Source organism: Arthrobacter sp. AD-310, from assembly GCF_054656615.1.
This window is the reverse complement of the sequence record NZ_BAAHNO010000017.1, coordinates 1-14,199: the sequence shown is the minus strand read 5'-3', so window position 1 is coordinate 14,199 and position 14,199 is coordinate 1. Positions and strand designations below refer to the sequence as shown.

General features: G+C 66.0%; 10 protein-coding genes and 2 tRNA genes. 8 read left to right on the top strand and 4 right to left on the bottom strand.

Annotation, left to right across the window (positions count from 1 at the left end; genetic code table 11):
- Positions 1–95 precede the first annotated feature (95 nt).
- From ACYQ1Z_RS12085 to ACYQ1Z_RS12070, 4 genes are all read left to right on the top strand, one after another.
- Positions 96–3,074 (top strand): UPF0182 family membrane protein, encoded by a 2,979-nt coding sequence (locus tag ACYQ1Z_RS12085; protein ID WP_459792827.1) that lies wholly within the window; start codon positions 96–98, stop codon positions 3,072–3,074.
- A 119-nt stretch (positions 3,075–3,193) separates the two neighbouring features.
- Positions 3,194–3,267: transfer RNA gene (locus ACYQ1Z_RS12080), tRNA-Met, on the top strand.
- A gap of 126 nt (positions 3,268–3,393) precedes the next feature.
- Positions 3,394–3,467: transfer RNA gene (locus tag ACYQ1Z_RS12075), tRNA-Met, on the top strand.
- A 141-nt stretch (positions 3,468–3,608) separates the two neighbouring features.
- Complete coding sequence (locus ACYQ1Z_RS12070; RefSeq protein ID WP_459792769.1) at positions 3,609–4,541, top strand: cytochrome b/b6 domain-containing protein; 933 nt, start codon at positions 3,609–3,611, stop codon at positions 4,539–4,541.
- Here ACYQ1Z_RS12070 and ACYQ1Z_RS12065 read toward each other — a convergent pair.
- From ACYQ1Z_RS12065 to ACYQ1Z_RS12055, 3 genes are all read right to left on the bottom strand, one after another.
- Entirely contained in the window at positions 4,538–5,974 is a 1,437-nt protein-coding gene (locus tag ACYQ1Z_RS12065; protein WP_459792768.1) for a cryptochrome/photolyase family protein, read from the bottom strand. The genes ACYQ1Z_RS12070 and ACYQ1Z_RS12065 overlap by 4 nt on opposite strands.
- Positions 5,975–6,062: 88 nt before the next feature.
- A complete protein-coding gene (locus ACYQ1Z_RS12060; RefSeq protein WP_459792767.1) occupies positions 6,063–6,860 on the bottom strand; it encodes a PspA/IM30 family protein in 798 nt (265 codons plus the stop codon).
- 107 nt (positions 6,861–6,967) lie between these two features.
- On the bottom strand, positions 6,968–9,013 hold the full coding sequence (locus tag ACYQ1Z_RS12055) for a TPM domain-containing protein (RefSeq protein WP_459792766.1): 2,046 nt from the start codon (positions 9,011–9,013) through the stop codon (positions 6,968–6,970).
- Between the two features lie 286 nt (positions 9,014–9,299).
- Between ACYQ1Z_RS12055 and ACYQ1Z_RS12050 the strand changes: the two genes are divergently transcribed.
- The 4 genes from ACYQ1Z_RS12050 to ACYQ1Z_RS12035 all read left to right on the top strand — a co-directional run bounded on the left by ACYQ1Z_RS12050 (position 9,300) and on the right by ACYQ1Z_RS12035 (position 13,647).
- Positions 9,300–10,850, top strand: coding sequence for a S1C family serine protease (locus ACYQ1Z_RS12050; RefSeq protein WP_459792765.1), 1,551 nt, complete (start codon positions 9,300–9,302; stop codon positions 10,848–10,850).
- A 252-nt stretch (positions 10,851–11,102) separates the two neighbouring features.
- Positions 11,103–11,894: an electron transfer flavoprotein subunit beta/FixA family protein gene (locus ACYQ1Z_RS12045; protein WP_459792764.1), complete on the top strand. Its 792-nt coding sequence runs from the start codon at positions 11,103–11,105 to the stop codon at positions 11,892–11,894.
- 14 nt (positions 11,895–11,908) lie between these two features.
- Positions 11,909–12,862, top strand: coding sequence for an electron transfer flavoprotein subunit alpha/FixB family protein (locus tag ACYQ1Z_RS12040; RefSeq protein WP_459792763.1), 954 nt, complete (start codon positions 11,909–11,911; stop codon positions 12,860–12,862).
- A 5-nt stretch (positions 12,863–12,867) separates the two neighbouring features.
- Positions 12,868–13,647, top strand: coding sequence for a PIG-L deacetylase family protein (locus ACYQ1Z_RS12035; protein ID WP_459792762.1), 780 nt, complete (start codon positions 12,868–12,870; stop codon positions 13,645–13,647).
- Between the two features lie 81 nt (positions 13,648–13,728).
- On the opposite strand, the gene ACYQ1Z_RS12030 is transcribed toward ACYQ1Z_RS12035, so the two are convergent.
- The coding region (locus ACYQ1Z_RS12030; RefSeq protein WP_459792761.1) for an anti-sigma factor at positions 13,729–14,199 on the bottom strand (471 nt) is incomplete at its 5' end.

Genomic DNA, 14,199 nt, shown 5'->3' with positions numbered 1-14,199 from the left:
GCCGAAAGGCCGGTGGAGTCCACCGCCCGCACGCACGCATCGAATATCTGACGACCAGCTATGAGGTACCCAGTTTGTCCCGTCCCGCCAGCACCATGTCCACAGGCAGACCCCCTTCCCGGCGCGGCGCGCTGACGCCCACCCTGATAGTTGTCGCCCTCGTCGTCGTGGGCTTCATCTTCTTCGCGAACGTCTGGACTGACGTCCTCTGGTACCGGCAGCTGGGTTTCATCGAAGTCTTCCTCACCGAAAACCTGGCCCGGATCGGTATCTTCGCCGCGGGCTTCGCCATCATGTTCGCGGCGGTGTTCTTCGCCATCCGGATCGCATACCGCGCCAGGCCGGTCTACGCCCCGGACTCCGAGATCCGGGACAACCTGAACCGCTACCAGGCGCAGCTGGAACCGGTGCGCCGGGTGGTCATGGTTGGCCTGCCGGTCCTCTTCGGGCTGTTTGCCGGCAGCGCGGCCGCGAGCCAGTGGCAGAAGGTCCTGCTGTTCTTCAACCAGGAGGGCTTCGGCCAGCAGGATCCTGAATTCGGGATGGACATCAGCTTCTACCTCATGGTCCTGCCGTTCCTCGGGTTCGTCACCGGATTCCTCATCAGCGTGGTGGTCATTGCGGGCATTGCAGGCATCCTGACCCATTACCTCTACGGCAGCATCCGGCTCATGGAGCGGGGTGTCTTCACCAGCAGGGCAGCCCAGATCCACATCGCCGTCACCGGTGCCGCGTTCCTGGTCCTGCTGGGCGTGAATTTCTGGCTGGACCGCTTCTCCGCAGTGCAGAGCAACAACGGACGCTGGGCCGGCGCGCTGTACACGGACGTTAATGCCGTCATCCCCACCAAGGCCATCCTGGCCGTTGCCGCAGTGCTGGTGGCCATCCTGTTCGTCGTGGCCGCAGTGATCGGCCGCTGGCGCCTTCCCGTCATCGGCACGGCAATGCTGGTCATCACCTCCATCCTGGCCGGCGGCGTCTACCCGTGGGTCATCCAGCAGTTCCAGGTCCGGCCCTCCGAAGAGACGCTGGAAAAGGAATTCATCCAGCGCAACATCGACAACACGCGCCGCGCCTACGGCCTGGACACCATCCAGGTCAGCCGCTACGACGCCACCAACACGGCCACCAGCGGCGCCCTCGCCCCGGATGCGCAGACCACGGCGAACATCCGCCTGCTCGATCCCAACCTGATTTCGGATGCCTTCTCCCAGCTGGAACAGTACCGCCCGTACTACCAGTTCCCCGAGGCCCTGAACGTGGACCGCTACGAGGTGGACGGCAAGATCCAGGACACTGTCATCGCCGTGCGGGAACTGAACCCGCAGAACGTGGCGCAGAACCAGCAGAGCTGGCTGAACCAGCATGTCGTCTACACCCACGGCTACGGCGTCGTTGCGGCCAAGGGCAACAAGTTCACCGTTGACGGCAAGCCGGAATTCCTGCAGTCGGGCATCCCGTCCACAGGCGTCCTGGGCGACGATTCAACCTACGAGCCGCGGATCTACTTCGGCGAAAGTTCGCCCGAATACTCGATCGTCGGCGCCCCGGAGGGCGCGCCCAACCGTGAGCAGGACAGGCCGTCCGGGCGTGAGGGTGACAGCGACACGCAGTACACCTTCCAGGGCGACGGCGGCCCGAACGTGGGCAGCTTCTTCAACAAGGTCCTCTACGCCATCAAGTTCCAGTCCTCTGACATGCTGCTGTCCGACGGCGTGAACCCCGAGTCCCAGATCCTCTATGACCGCAACCCGCGCGAACGCGTGGAGAAGGTTGCGCCGTACCTGACCGTGGACGGCAACGCCTACCCGGCTGTGGTTGACGGCCGCGTCAAGTGGATCGTTGACGGCTACACCACCAGCCAGTACTACCCGTACTCGCAGCAGGAACAGCTCTCCGACGCCACGGCTGATACCCAGACAACGTCCGGCCGGGCGGTTGCGCTGCCGAACAGCACCGTCAACTACATCCGGAACTCCGTGAAGGCAACGGTGGACGCGTATGACGGGTCCGTCACCCTGTACGCCTGGGACGACCAGGACCCGCTGCTGAAGGCCTGGCAGAAGGTGTTCCCGTCCTCGCTGAAGCCATATTCGGAGATGACCGGCGACGTCATGAGCCACGTCCGCTACCCGGAGGACCTGTTCAAGGTCCAGCGCCAACTCCTGGGCGAGTACCACGTTACGGATCCTTCCACGTTCTACCAGACCAAGGACGTCTGGAGCGTGCCGAACGATCCCACTGTGGACACGGACGTCAAGCAGCCGCCGTTCTACATGTCCCTGCAGATGCCGGACCAGGAAGAGCCCGCATTCCAGCTGACGTCCTCGTTTATTCCGCAGATCGTCAACGGCAACGCCCGCAACGTGCTGTACGGCTTCCTGGCCGCCGACTCGGACGCGGGCAACCAGGCTGGCGTCAAGGCTGAGAGCTACGGCAAGCTGCGGCTCCTGCAGATCCCGCCGGAGATCCAGGTCCCGGGCCCGGGGCAGGCCCAGAACAAGTTCAACTCAGACCCCACGGTGTCGCAGGCGCTTAACCTGCTGCGCCAGGGGGCCTCCGATGTCCTGAACGGCAACCTGCTCACCCTGCCCGTGGGCGGTGGCATCCTGTACGTCCAGCCCGTCTACCTCAAGTCCACGGGTGAGACGTCCTACCCGACACTGCAGCGCGTGCTGGTGGCGTTCGGCGACAAGGTCGGCTTCGCACCCACATTGGACGAAGCACTAAAGCAGCTCTTCGGCGGGGACTCCGGGGCAGCCGCCGGTGACTCGGACAACAACGGCCAGACTCCGGCCGGTCCCGGCACGCCCCCTGCTCCCGGGGGAGCGGACGCCAAGGCCGAGCTGAAGGCCGCACTGGATGAGGCCAACGCCGCCATCCAGGCCGGGCAGGCGGCACTGTCGTCAGGAGACTTCGCTGCCTACGGCGAAGCGCAGAAGAGGATCGCGGCGGCGCTGCAGAAGGCCGTAGAGGCCGAGGCCAAGATCCCGGCCGCCGCCCCCGAGGCCAGCCCGGCCCCGGCCTCAACGGCAACGCCTGAAGCAACGCCTTCACCGTCAGCCACTAACTAGTACGACGACGGCGCCCGGCACCTGCTCCTTCCTGGGAGCGGGTGCCGGGCGGGCGTAACGGAGATCACGCCGCCTCGATTTGGCCCGCCGTTCACCTCCCGGTAAAGTAGTTTGTGCGACGCGGGGTGGAGCAGTTCGGTAGCTCGCTGGGCTCATAACCCAGAGGTCACAGGTTCAAATCCTGTCCCCGCAACTGACGGAAAGTCCGGACACGAAAGTGTCCGGACTTTTCTTTTAACCGCGTTCAGGCCTGGCGGCGAGGGGCTTCCCGGCGGCTGGTAATTGCGGCCGCAAAAATAGGGTAGTGTTGATTCAGCGACGCGGGGTGGAGCAGTTCGGTAGCTCGCTGGGCTCATAACCCAGAGGTCACAGGTTCAAATCCTGTCCCCGCAACTATGGAAAGACCCCGACCGGCAGACCAGCCGGACGGGGTTTTCTTTTTTCCTTGAATACGGGCAGTTCCTAGTATTCTCTTTCGCAGAGCCTCACAGCAGTGAGCAGTTGGCCAGTCATTCTCGAGAGGAATGTTGCTCGATGTCCACACCCACGAAGAAGCCCGGCACCGCCGCGCGCAAGCGGTCCCGACTCTACTGGGGCGTGCCCGCAGTCCTCGTGGCGCTGGTACTTGTGGTCCTGGCCGCCAAGGGCTTGATGGCCTTGCCCGCTGTCGCTTCCTTCGTGGCCGACTATCCGGGCCACTCGGACCTGCCTGACAACGCCCCGGTCGGTTTTCCTGCGTGGCTGGCCTGGCAGCACTACCTGAACGCCTTCTTCCTGCTGCTGATCATCCGCACCGGATGGCAGGTGCGGACCACCACCCGCCCCAGCGGACACTGGACGCGCAACAACAAGGGCCTCATCCGGACGAAAAACGCGCCCACGAAGATCACCCTGGAGCTGTGGTTCCACCTGACGCTTGATGCCCTGTGGATCCTGAACGGCGTGATCTTCGCCGTCCTGCTGTTCGCGACAGGGCAGTGGATGCGGATCGTCCCCACCAGCTGGGACGTTTTCCCGAACGCACTATCAGCCGCCCTGCAGTACGCTTCGCTTGACTGGCCGACGGAAAACGGCTGGGTCAACTACAACGCCCTCCAGCTGCTCACCTACTTCGTCACGGTCTTTATCGCCGCCCCGCTGTCCTTCATCACCGGCCTGCGGATGTCCTCGGCCTGGCCGAAGAAGGCGGCCGGGCTCAACAAGGCATTCCCGATCGAGTGGGCGCGCGCCGTCCACTTCCCCGTGATGATCTACTTCGTCGCCTTCATCGTGGTCCACGTCTTCCTGGTCCTGGCCACGGGCGCGCTGCGGAACCTTAACCACATGTACGGTGTCCGCGACGACGACGGCTGGTTCGGTTTCTGGGTCTTCCTGGCCTCGGTCGCGGTGATGGTCGCGGCCTGGTTCCTGGCCCGCCCGATCTTCCTGCGGCCGATCGCCTCGCTGATGGGCAAGGTCAGCCGCTAGCCGTCTGACCCCTCCTTGATCTTCGCGTAAGTCTCCAGGGCGCGCTCCCGGGATTCGGGCAAACCAACAAGCGGCTCCGGGTAGTCCGGCACCTCCGCTTTCCACGGCTCGTGGATGGCTTTGTCGTCGAGGCTTTTCAGTTCGGGAATGAACTTCCGCAGGTAGGCGCCGGAGGGGTCGAACTTCTTGCTCTGCGTCACGGGATTGAAGATCCGGTAGTACGGTGAGGCGTCCGCGCCGGAGCCGGCCACCCACTGCCAGTTGACGGGATTGTTGGCGGCATCAGCGTCCACCAGCGTGTCCCAGAACCATTCTTCGCCAACACGCCAGTCCGCCAGGAGGTTTTTGACCAGGAAGGACGCGGCTGCCATCCGCACCCGGTTGTGCATCCAGCCGGTCTGCCAGAGCTGCCGCATGCCGGCGTCCACCAGCGGGTAGCCGGTGTTCCCCTGCTGCCAGGCGGCGAGTTCCGTCCTGCCAAGCGATTCCCACTGGAAGTTGTCGAAGGCCGGCCGGAAGTTCCGGGTGGCCAGATCCGGGTTGTGGTACAGCAGGTGCCAGTTGAACTCGCGCCAGCCCAGCTCGGAACGGAAGATTCCGACGTCGGAGGGTACCTTGCTGGGGTGCCGGCGCCTGATCTCGCGCCACACGCGGAAGGGGCTGACTTCGCCGAACCGCAGGTGCGGTGACAGCCTGCTTGTTCCTTCGCTGCCCGGGACGTTCCTGCCTGTCCCGTACTCCTCGATGGGTCCGTCCAGGAAATCATCGAGGCGGCGGACCGCACCTGTCTCGCCGGGCTCCCAGGTGGCTGCCAGCCCGCCACTCCAGTCGGGAGTTGACGGAAGCAGCTTCCAGCTGGCGAGACTGTCGCTGCCCGGCAAACCGCGGCCTGAAGGGGCAGGTTCAGGCAGCCCGTTCGGCGCGTCCAGTGGGTCGCGGATGTCGTGCGACGCCATGCACGCCCGCCAGAAGGGAGAGTAGACCTTGTAGGGTCCGCCGGCTCCGGTGCGGATGGTCCACGGCTCGAAGAGGAGGTTCGCCTGGAAGCTGGAAGCTTTGATGCCATTGGCAGCTGCCCATTCCTCAATGCCGGCGTCGATGCTCCGCTCGGGCTGGCTGTAGCGCCGGTTCCACAGGATGTGGGAGGCCTTGGTCCGGGTTGCGAGCTTTTGGATTGTTCCTGCTGCCGGCCCCCTCCGCAGTACCAGGCGCGAGCCCTTGGCCTCGAGTTCCGCGGACAGTGCCGTGAGGGAATGGTGCAGCCACCACCGGGTGGCACCCCCGAGTGGCCGGACGCCCTGTGACTCCTCGTCGAGGATGTAGACGACCGTCATGGGCAGGCCCAGCCGCGCAGCCCCGGACAGCGCCGGATTGTCGTCCAGGCGAAGATCGTCTCGGAGCCAGACCAGGGACGTCTCAACGGAAGCAGCCATGCCCCCACGCTACACACTGGCGGCAAGGGAAGGGCCAGGACTTGTCCTGGCCCTTCCCGGCAGCCGGGGGAGTGCGTCCCCGTAAGGCCTAGAGCTTGTCGAAGTCCGCCTCGTCCACGGTGGAGGCGGAGGCTGCTGAGCCGGAGTCGGAGCCGGCGCCGATGGCTGGCTTCGCTCCTCCCGACTTCAGGGCGGCCAGGCGGGCTTCGATCTCCACCTGCTCGCCCAGGTCCTCAAGCTGGTTGAACTGCGCGTCCAGGCTTGACGCTGCCAGTTCCTGCTGGCCGCGGACCTTGGCTTCCTCGCGGCGGATCTTCTCTTCGAACCGGCCCACCTCGCTGGTGGGATCCATGATGTCGATGCTCTTGATCGCATCGTGGACCTGGGACTGGGCCGCGGCCGTCTTGGAGCGGGCCACCAGTTCGTTGCGCTTGCTGGTCAGCTGGTTGAGCTTGCCCTTCATCTGGTCCAGGCCGCTCTTCAGTTTCTCCACCACTTCGCGCTGGGACGCGATGCTCGGTTCGGCTCCCTTTGCCTCGTTCTCAGCGGCCATCTGGCGCTGGAGCGCCACCTTGGCGAGGTTGTCGAACTTCTCAGCGTCGACAACGTCGCCGGCAGCGCGGAATTCGTCGGCCTTCCGGGAGGCGGCCAGGGCCTTGTTGCCCCAGTCGCGCGCGTTCTTGACGTCCTCGTTGTAGTCGTCCTCGAGCATGCGGAGGTTGCCGATGGTTTGTGCGACTGCGGACTCTGCCTCGGCGATGTTGTTGGTGTAGTCCCGGACCATCTGGTCCAGCATCTTCTGCGGATCCTCAGCGTTGTCCAGCAAGGAGTTGATGTTCGCCTTTGCCAGCTGTGCGATACGGCCGAAAATGGACTGCTTAACCATGGTGTTACCTTTCGTCCTGCTCTCTGGTGACCACTGAACCGTGAACAGTGGGTACTGCTTCCGGGCGCCCCGCAGCGCGTTCCGCAGGGCGCCAAGTCCTGCTGGTGCTAGAAGTCGCCTCCGCCGCCGGAGTCGCCGCCCCAGCCGCCAAAGTCACCGCCGCCGAAGTCGCCGCCACCCCAACCGCCGCCGTCGCTGTGGCCGCCGCCCCAGCCTGCGTGGCCTCCACCGTTGAGGATGGAGTTGATGAGGATGCCGCCGAGGATGGCGCCGCCGAGTCCGCCGCCCCCGCCGCCGCCGAACATGCCGCCACGGCCATAACCCTGGTTCGCGTAGCCGCCGAAGTGGTCCACGTCTGCCTGGGCCAGCTGCGCTGCCTGCGCGGCCAGCGCGTGGGCCTGCTGGGCGTAGGTCAGGGCGGTAACAGGATCGGTCCGCGAGATGGACAGCGCATAGTCCAGGTTTCGCTGCGATTCCGCCAAGCGGGTGCGCGCTTCGGTTCCCACCCCGCCGCGCCGCGCGGTGATGTAGTCGGAGGTGGCACTGATCTGCGCCTGCGCGGACATGATGGTCTGCTGGAGGGACGCCTGCGCACGGCGGGACTGCTCCTGCTGGTCCCGGATGCCGGTCAGGGCCTGGTCCAGGGACTGGTGTGCGGTCTCAACGCGCTGCAGCGTGGCGATGGGGTCGATCTTCCCGGCCTGGATTTCCGACTTCACCTGGGCCAGGGCGGACTCCACGCCGGCGACGGGCCCGGCAAGTTCGGGGTGCGCCCCTGACTGGATCATCGCCCGTGCCTGGGCGAGGTCCTGTGAGGTGTCCACGACGGCGGCCTCCAGGTTGTTCCGCGCCTCGTCCAGGTTGGATGAAACCTTGGCGATGGCATCCAGGAGGACGTTGGTCTGGTGGAGGCTTTCCTCGGCCGCGCGGACGGCGACGGCGGCCAGGCTGCCTTCGCCCTCGCCGAGTTTCTGCCGGGCGGTAGCGGTGGCATTCTGCACGAAGGCCAGGCGCTCCTTGGCCTGCAGGATGTTGTCCGAAACCTGCGCCAGGGCGCTTTCGGCGTACTTGGAGCGAAGTGTTTCCAGCGACTCTTCGGCGCTGGCGATTTTGGCATCGGCCTTGCGGGCTCCCTCATTGACGGTGGCCAGTGCCTGCGGGGCGTTCTTTTCAAGCTCCCGCAGCGAGTCGAAGTCCGCTTTCTGCTCCTGCAGGGAGGCCAGGGCGGCTTCGGACCGGCGAATGATCTCGCCCAGCCAGGTCCGCTGCTGCTCTTCGGTGTCGGGAATGTGGTCGTCGAGCTGCTGCTGCAGCTTGAACGACTCCGTCATGTGGGCTTTGGCTTCGTCGAGCGCCCTGGTGAAGTTGCCGACCGCGGAGTCGCCGTACTGTGCCTGGGCGAACATCAGTTCCTGTTCGCTGGACTTGATGGCGTCGTCGGCCTCGATGAGCAGGGATCCGCTCTTGCGCCGCAGTTCCTCGATGCTCAGCGACGCCAGCGGATCAACCCCGGCAGCACCCTGCGGACCGTAGCCCGCGGACGATGGCTGGCCGGCCGCCTTCTTGCGCTTGTTGCGGAAGTAGAGGTAGGCGCCTGCGCCGCCGGCGGCCACAACACCGGTGCCGACGAGAACAGCGGTCCCGGCGCCGTCACCGGATGACAGCTTGCCGCTGCCGCCATCCGCGGCGTCACCGACGGCTTCTGCGGCGTTGATGGCTGCCTGTGCATAGTTGCCATCGCTCAACTGCGGCCCAATGGCGGTGCTCTTGATGTTGTCGATCTGCTCCTGGGTGAGCTTGGTGCCACCCTTGTTCAGGGTGTACTGCCTGGTCTCGGTGGCAACTGCGAAAATAACGGCGTTCGGTCCCAATCCGGCCTTTTCGGCTACCGCGTCGGTCCATGCTTCGCGGTCAGCCGGGTCTTCGAACCGCTTTACCGTGACGAAGTGCAGTACGGTCGCGTGATCGGTGCCGAGCTTCTTGATGGCGGCCTCGACTTCGCCCTTGTCACCGCCCAGCACGGCGGCATTGTCGACGATCTTCGTCACGGGATCCAGTGTCACCGGCGGTTCAGCCCAGGCGGCGCCGGCAGGAGCCGCGAGCAGGCCGGTCAGGCCGATCACGGCGAGGATATGTTTGAACTTTGACCGCATGGCAACCCTTCAACACGCCTGACACCGATTCGGGACGAATCAGTCGTCTCAGAATCCAGCAGCGCCCCCACGCTTGGTGTGAAGCCGCAGGTCGCTGTGGCAATTCATCTTGATTCTATGGTGCACCCCACAGGCCGTCCATTGAGGTGAATATGCCACCAGCGAAACGTTCCCGCACCCTCCGGAGGGAGCGGGGAAGGCGATCAGGAAGCTCACAGCAAACATCCCAGGTTGTTCCAGCCGGGAAGGGGATAGTTAATGTCAGACGAGGATGAAAGGAAGTCCCATGACTGAGAACCAAACTCCCGGACCGGCTCCCGAGGGCGAACGCCCCGGCCGCCAGAATCCCTGGCAGCAGCCCTCCGCCCCGCAGGGGGAGGACACCGCGGAGGCTCGGCGTGCGGACAGCGGCGCGAACGGAAACCCCACGCAGGAACTCCCCGGGGCACCCCGCCCGGTCTATCCGCAGCGCCAGCCGTTTTACGGCCAGTCGGGCTACCCCCAGCAGCACACGCAGCAGTATCCGCAGCACAACGCGCACAGCTACCAGCAGCACGGCCAGCAGCAGGAAGGCGCCCACGCGCCTCACGGGGGAGCCGTGGGAATGGCTCCGAATCCCAAGGACGCACCCCGGCGGAAGGCCAGCTTCGGCGTCGGTACCCTCATCGCCAGCATCCTCGCCGCCGGCCTGGTCGGCGGTGGCGTGGCAACAGTCGGTTCGGGTGAGCTGTTCGGCAACAGCGGCCAGGCGGCAGGAACGGTCACCAACAGCCAGCCCGGAACGGTTATCGTCAACAACCAGGACTCCGTCAACGAAATCACCGCAGCTGCGGTCAAGGCCTCCCCGAGTGTGGTGACCATCAGCGCAAGCAGCGGCAGCGCGGGCGGTACCGGCTCCGGCATCGTGCTCGACAAAGAGGGGCACATCCTCACCAACACGCACGTCGTGACGCTGGACGGCCAGACAGCGAATGCCTCCCTCGAGGTCCGCACCAGCGACGGCCGGGTGGTCAGCGCCAAGCTCGTGGGCACCGATCCGCTCTCCGATCTTGCCGTCATCAAGGTCGACGCCGGGTCAGGGCTCACGCCGGCCACCTTCGGCGACTCGGGGAAGCTGAATGTGGGCGACACGGCCATCGCCATCGGCTCCCCGCTGGGCCTCACCGGAACGGTGACCGACGGCATCGTGTCCACGCTTAACAGGACCATCAGCGTGGCGTCGTCGGCAGCCCCGGAAGACGGCGACAACTCCGAGGACAACGGGGAGGGCTTCCAGTTCGCACCCCCGAATGGCGGACAGAGCCAGCAAAGCACCGAAAAGGGCTCCATCTCCATTAACGTCATCCAGACCGATGCAGCCATCAACCCGGGCAACTCCGGCGGCGCCCTGGTCAACAGCGCCGGGGAGGTCATCGGCGTCAACGTAGCCATCGCCTCGGCGGGCTCCAGTGCCTCGACCACCAGCGGGAACATCGGCGTCGGCTTCAGCATCCCGATCAACCACGCCAAGCGCGTCGCCCAGGAGATCATCGACACCGGCAAGGCGTCCCATGGGCAGCTGGGCGTGAGCGTTAAGCGCAAGGGTGCTTCCAGCACGTCGTCGGAGTTCTCCGTGGGCGCCGACGTTGCCAGCGTCGAACCTGATTCAGCCGCCGCGAAGGCTGGTATCAAGGTGGGCGACGTGGTGACCAGGTTCAACGACCTCGCCATCGGCGAACCTGACCAGCTGACGGCCGCTGTACGGGAACAGCCCGCAGGTTCCAAGGTCAAGATAACGGTCCTGCGCAACGGCCAGGAACAGACGTTCGACGTCACCCTCGGAACCGCGGCAAGCTAGGCGCCGCGTCCCCGGGAACAAGGCAGAGCACGACGGCGGTGTCCCCACCTCAGGCGGGGACGCCGCCGTCGTTTGTTCCTGCACGGGGCATGCCGACACGGGCGTTAACGGGACGTCATACGGGGCGTCACATGGCAAGCCCGATGTGGTTAGCTAGGAGCTACCCGTATGCCGGGCATCCCACGGCCACGACCTCACCCGGCTGGCTGTCCCTAAGCATGGAAGGCTGCTGTCAATACAGTGGAAGATACATTGAAGATTGTCGTCCTGGTCAAGCATGTACCGGACGCCCAGTTCGACCGCCACCTCAACGGGGAGGGCAACACCGTCGACCGCGATGAGAGCATCCTGTCCGAGCTCGACGAATACGCCCTCGAGGCCGCGCTGCAGCTGGCCGAGGCCCGCGGCGGCAGCAAGGCCGGGAACCAGGTCATCGCCCTGAGCATGGGTCCTTCCGGCGCGGTCAACGCGATCAAGAAGACCCTTCAGATGGGCGCCACCGAAGGCGTCCACGTCACCGACGACGCCCTGGCCGGCTCCGACGCCGCCGCCACCTCCCTGGCGCTCGCTGCCGCAGTTCGCTACCTCGGCGGGGTCGACCTGGTCATCACCGGCATGGCCTCCACTGACGGCGAAACCTCCCTCGTTCCGGCCCAGCTGGCTGAACGGCTGGGCCTGCCCCAGGTCACCTTCGCGTCCTCCCTCGAGGTCAGCGGCGGCCGCCTCACCGCCCGGCGCGACGCCGACACATCCTCCGAGACTGTCGAAGCCCCGCTGCCGGCCGTCGTGTCCGTGACCGACCAGATCAACGAGCCCCGCTACCCCAACTTCAAGGGCATCATCGCGGCCAAGCGCAAGAGCATCACCACGCTGTCCCTGGCCGACATCGGCGTGGAACCCGCCCAGGTCGGGCACGCGGGATCGTGGACCAGCGTCGTCAGCGCCGAAGAACGGCCCCCGCGCACGGCAGGCACCATCATCACCGACGAAGGCGACGCCGGCATCAAGCTGGTTGACTTCCTGGCCGCCCAGAAGCTGCTCTAAGAGGGATCACAAACATGGCAAAAGTACTCGTATTCCTGGACAACCCCGGCGCTGCACTGAAGAAGAGCAGCCTGGAGCTGCTGACACTGGCCCGTTCCCTGGGCGAGAGCGTGGTAGCCGTCAACGGCGACGTCTCCGACGCCGTCGCAGCCTCCTTCGCCGAATACGGGGTGGGCGCTGTCCTCCGCCCGTCGGCCCAGGACCTCAACGACTTCCTGGTCGCCCCCAAGGCCGCCTTCGTCGCCGCAGCCGCTGAATCGGCGGGCGCCGGCATTGTGCTGCTGGACAACTCGCCCGAGGGCAAGGAAATCGCGGCCCGTGCCGGGATCCGCCTGAACGCCGGCGTCATCACCGACGCCGTGGGCGTGGACGCGGACGGAACGGCGCACAAATCTGTCCTCGCCGGCTCCTACACCACGTCCTGCAAGGCGAAGACGGCGGTATCCGTTGTGACCCTGAAGGCCAACAACGTCAACCCGGAACCCGCGGCAGCGCCGTCTGCTCCTGAAACCGCCACCGTCGAAGTGCCGGCGGACGCCACCGCAGCCGCGGCACGCATCACCGCCCGCGAGCAGAAGGTCGCCAGCGGACGGCCGGACCTGACCGACGCCCGCATCGTAGTGGCCGGCGGACGGGGCATGGACGGTGACTTCGGTCCCGTGGAAGAGCTTGCCGACGCCCTCGGTGCAGCGGTGGGCGCCTCGCGCGCCGCCACCGACGCCGGCTGGATCAGCCACGACGCCCAGGTGGGCCAGACGGGCAAGACGGTGTCCCCGCAGCTGTACATCTCCGCCGGCATCTCCGGGGCCATCCAGCAGAAGGCAGGCATGCAGACCTCCAAGGTCATCGTTGCCGTCAACAAGGACGCTGAGTCGCCGGTCTTTGAAATCGCCGACTTCGGCATCATCGGAGACGTTTTTGACGTCCTGCCGCAGGCCACCGCGGAGATCAAGAAGCGAAAAGGCTGATTCTCTTGACCGCCTACAACGCGCAGGCACAGAGCCCGTTCAACCCGGACAAACACCGGATTGAGCGGGTGCTCTGTTTTGCGGCCCATCCGGACGACATCGACTTTGGCGCCGCCGGCACCATTGCCGCCTGGACGGCAGCGGGGGTCCAGGTCAGCTACTGCATCATGACCGACGGCGACGCCGGGGGCTTCGACCCGGCGCACCGCGCAGACATCATCGCCATGCGTGACGCTGAGCAGCGCCGCGCCGCTGCCCTGGTGGGCGTCGGCGACATCCACTATCTCCACGAACGCGACGGGTACCTCGAACCCTCGCACGAGGTGATGAAAGGCGTGGTGCGGCTGATCCGCCAGGTCCGCCCCGACGTCGTGCTGTCCATGCACCCGGAGCGGAACTGGCTGCGCATCCAAAAAAGCCACCCGGACCACCTTGCCGTGGGAGAAGCCGTGACCCGCGCCGTCTACCCTGCGGTGGAGAACCCGTTCGCCTACCCGGAGCTTGCGGAGGCCGGGCTGGAGGCCTACAAGCTACCTTGGCTCTGGTTTTACGCCGGACCCGAGGAGCGCGAAAACCACTTCGTGGACGTCACGGACCAGGTGGACGCCAAACTCGCGGCGATCCACGTCCACGTCAGCCAGCACCCGGACGTTGAGGCCATGGAAGCCACGGTCCGCCGCGGCATGCACGCCAACGCCGCACGGGCAGGGCTCCCTGACGGCAGAAGCGCCGAGGCATTCCACGTGGTGGCAGTCAACGGCCCCGGAACCATCGCAGGGTTCTAGCGGCTGCGCTGATACCTAAAACGCCCCGGTGCCCTCCGTGGAGGAGGGCACCGGGGCGTTCTTGCTGCGCGTGGTCGACGGCTAGGCGCCGAGCTGCGCGGCGGCGACGGTGGGCAGTGTGGGGGACTGGGATCCGCCCGCCGGCTCAACGGTAATGCCCAAGGCGGCGGCGGACGAGATGCCCTGCACTACTGCCGGCCTGGACAGTGCCTTCTCGTCCATCAATCCCTGGGAGACAGGTGCGGAACCATCCTTGGGGATCAGCCACATCTGGTAGACCTTCCCTTCGGGCGGGGCGGGCACGCCGTTCATCTTCACCACCGCGGCGTCTTCGGACGGCGAGATGAGGAGGGTGGCGGTGCCGCCGCCCGATACATCCACGGATGCTTCACGAAGGTCGCCGGCCCGGACCACCTGGTTCAGTGGATCGTTCTGGTCGGCGATGTAGGCTCCCACTCCGACGCCGCCCAGGGCGACCGCAGCAGCGGCCGCAACACCGGCAAGCCAACGGCGCATGCCCCGCTGCCCGCGCCGTTCCTCCCGCCGCAGCCG

Excerpts from the sequence above, each read along its gene's own strand:
- ACYQ1Z_RS12085 (WP_459792827.1), top strand. The coding sequence starts at position 96 with ATGTCCACAGGCAGACCCCCTTCCCGGCGCGGCGCGCTGACGCCCACC.
- ACYQ1Z_RS12070 (WP_459792769.1), top strand. The coding sequence starts at position 3,609 with ATGTCCACACCCACGAAGAAGCCCGGCACCGCCGCGCGCAAGCGGTCC.
- ACYQ1Z_RS12065 (WP_459792768.1), bottom strand. The coding sequence starts at position 5,974 with ATGGCTGCTTCCGTTGAGACGTCCCTGGTCTGGCTCCGAGACGATCTT.
- ACYQ1Z_RS12060 (WP_459792767.1), bottom strand. The coding sequence starts at position 6,860 with ATGGTTAAGCAGTCCATTTTCGGCCGTATCGCACAGCTGGCAAAGGCG.
- ACYQ1Z_RS12055 (WP_459792766.1), bottom strand. The coding sequence starts at position 9,013 with ATGCGGTCAAAGTTCAAACATATCCTCGCCGTGATCGGCCTGACCGGC.
- ACYQ1Z_RS12050 (WP_459792765.1), top strand. The coding sequence starts at position 9,300 with ATGACTGAGAACCAAACTCCCGGACCGGCTCCCGAGGGCGAACGCCCC.
- ACYQ1Z_RS12040 (WP_459792763.1), top strand. The coding sequence starts at position 11,909 with ATGGCAAAAGTACTCGTATTCCTGGACAACCCCGGCGCTGCACTGAAG.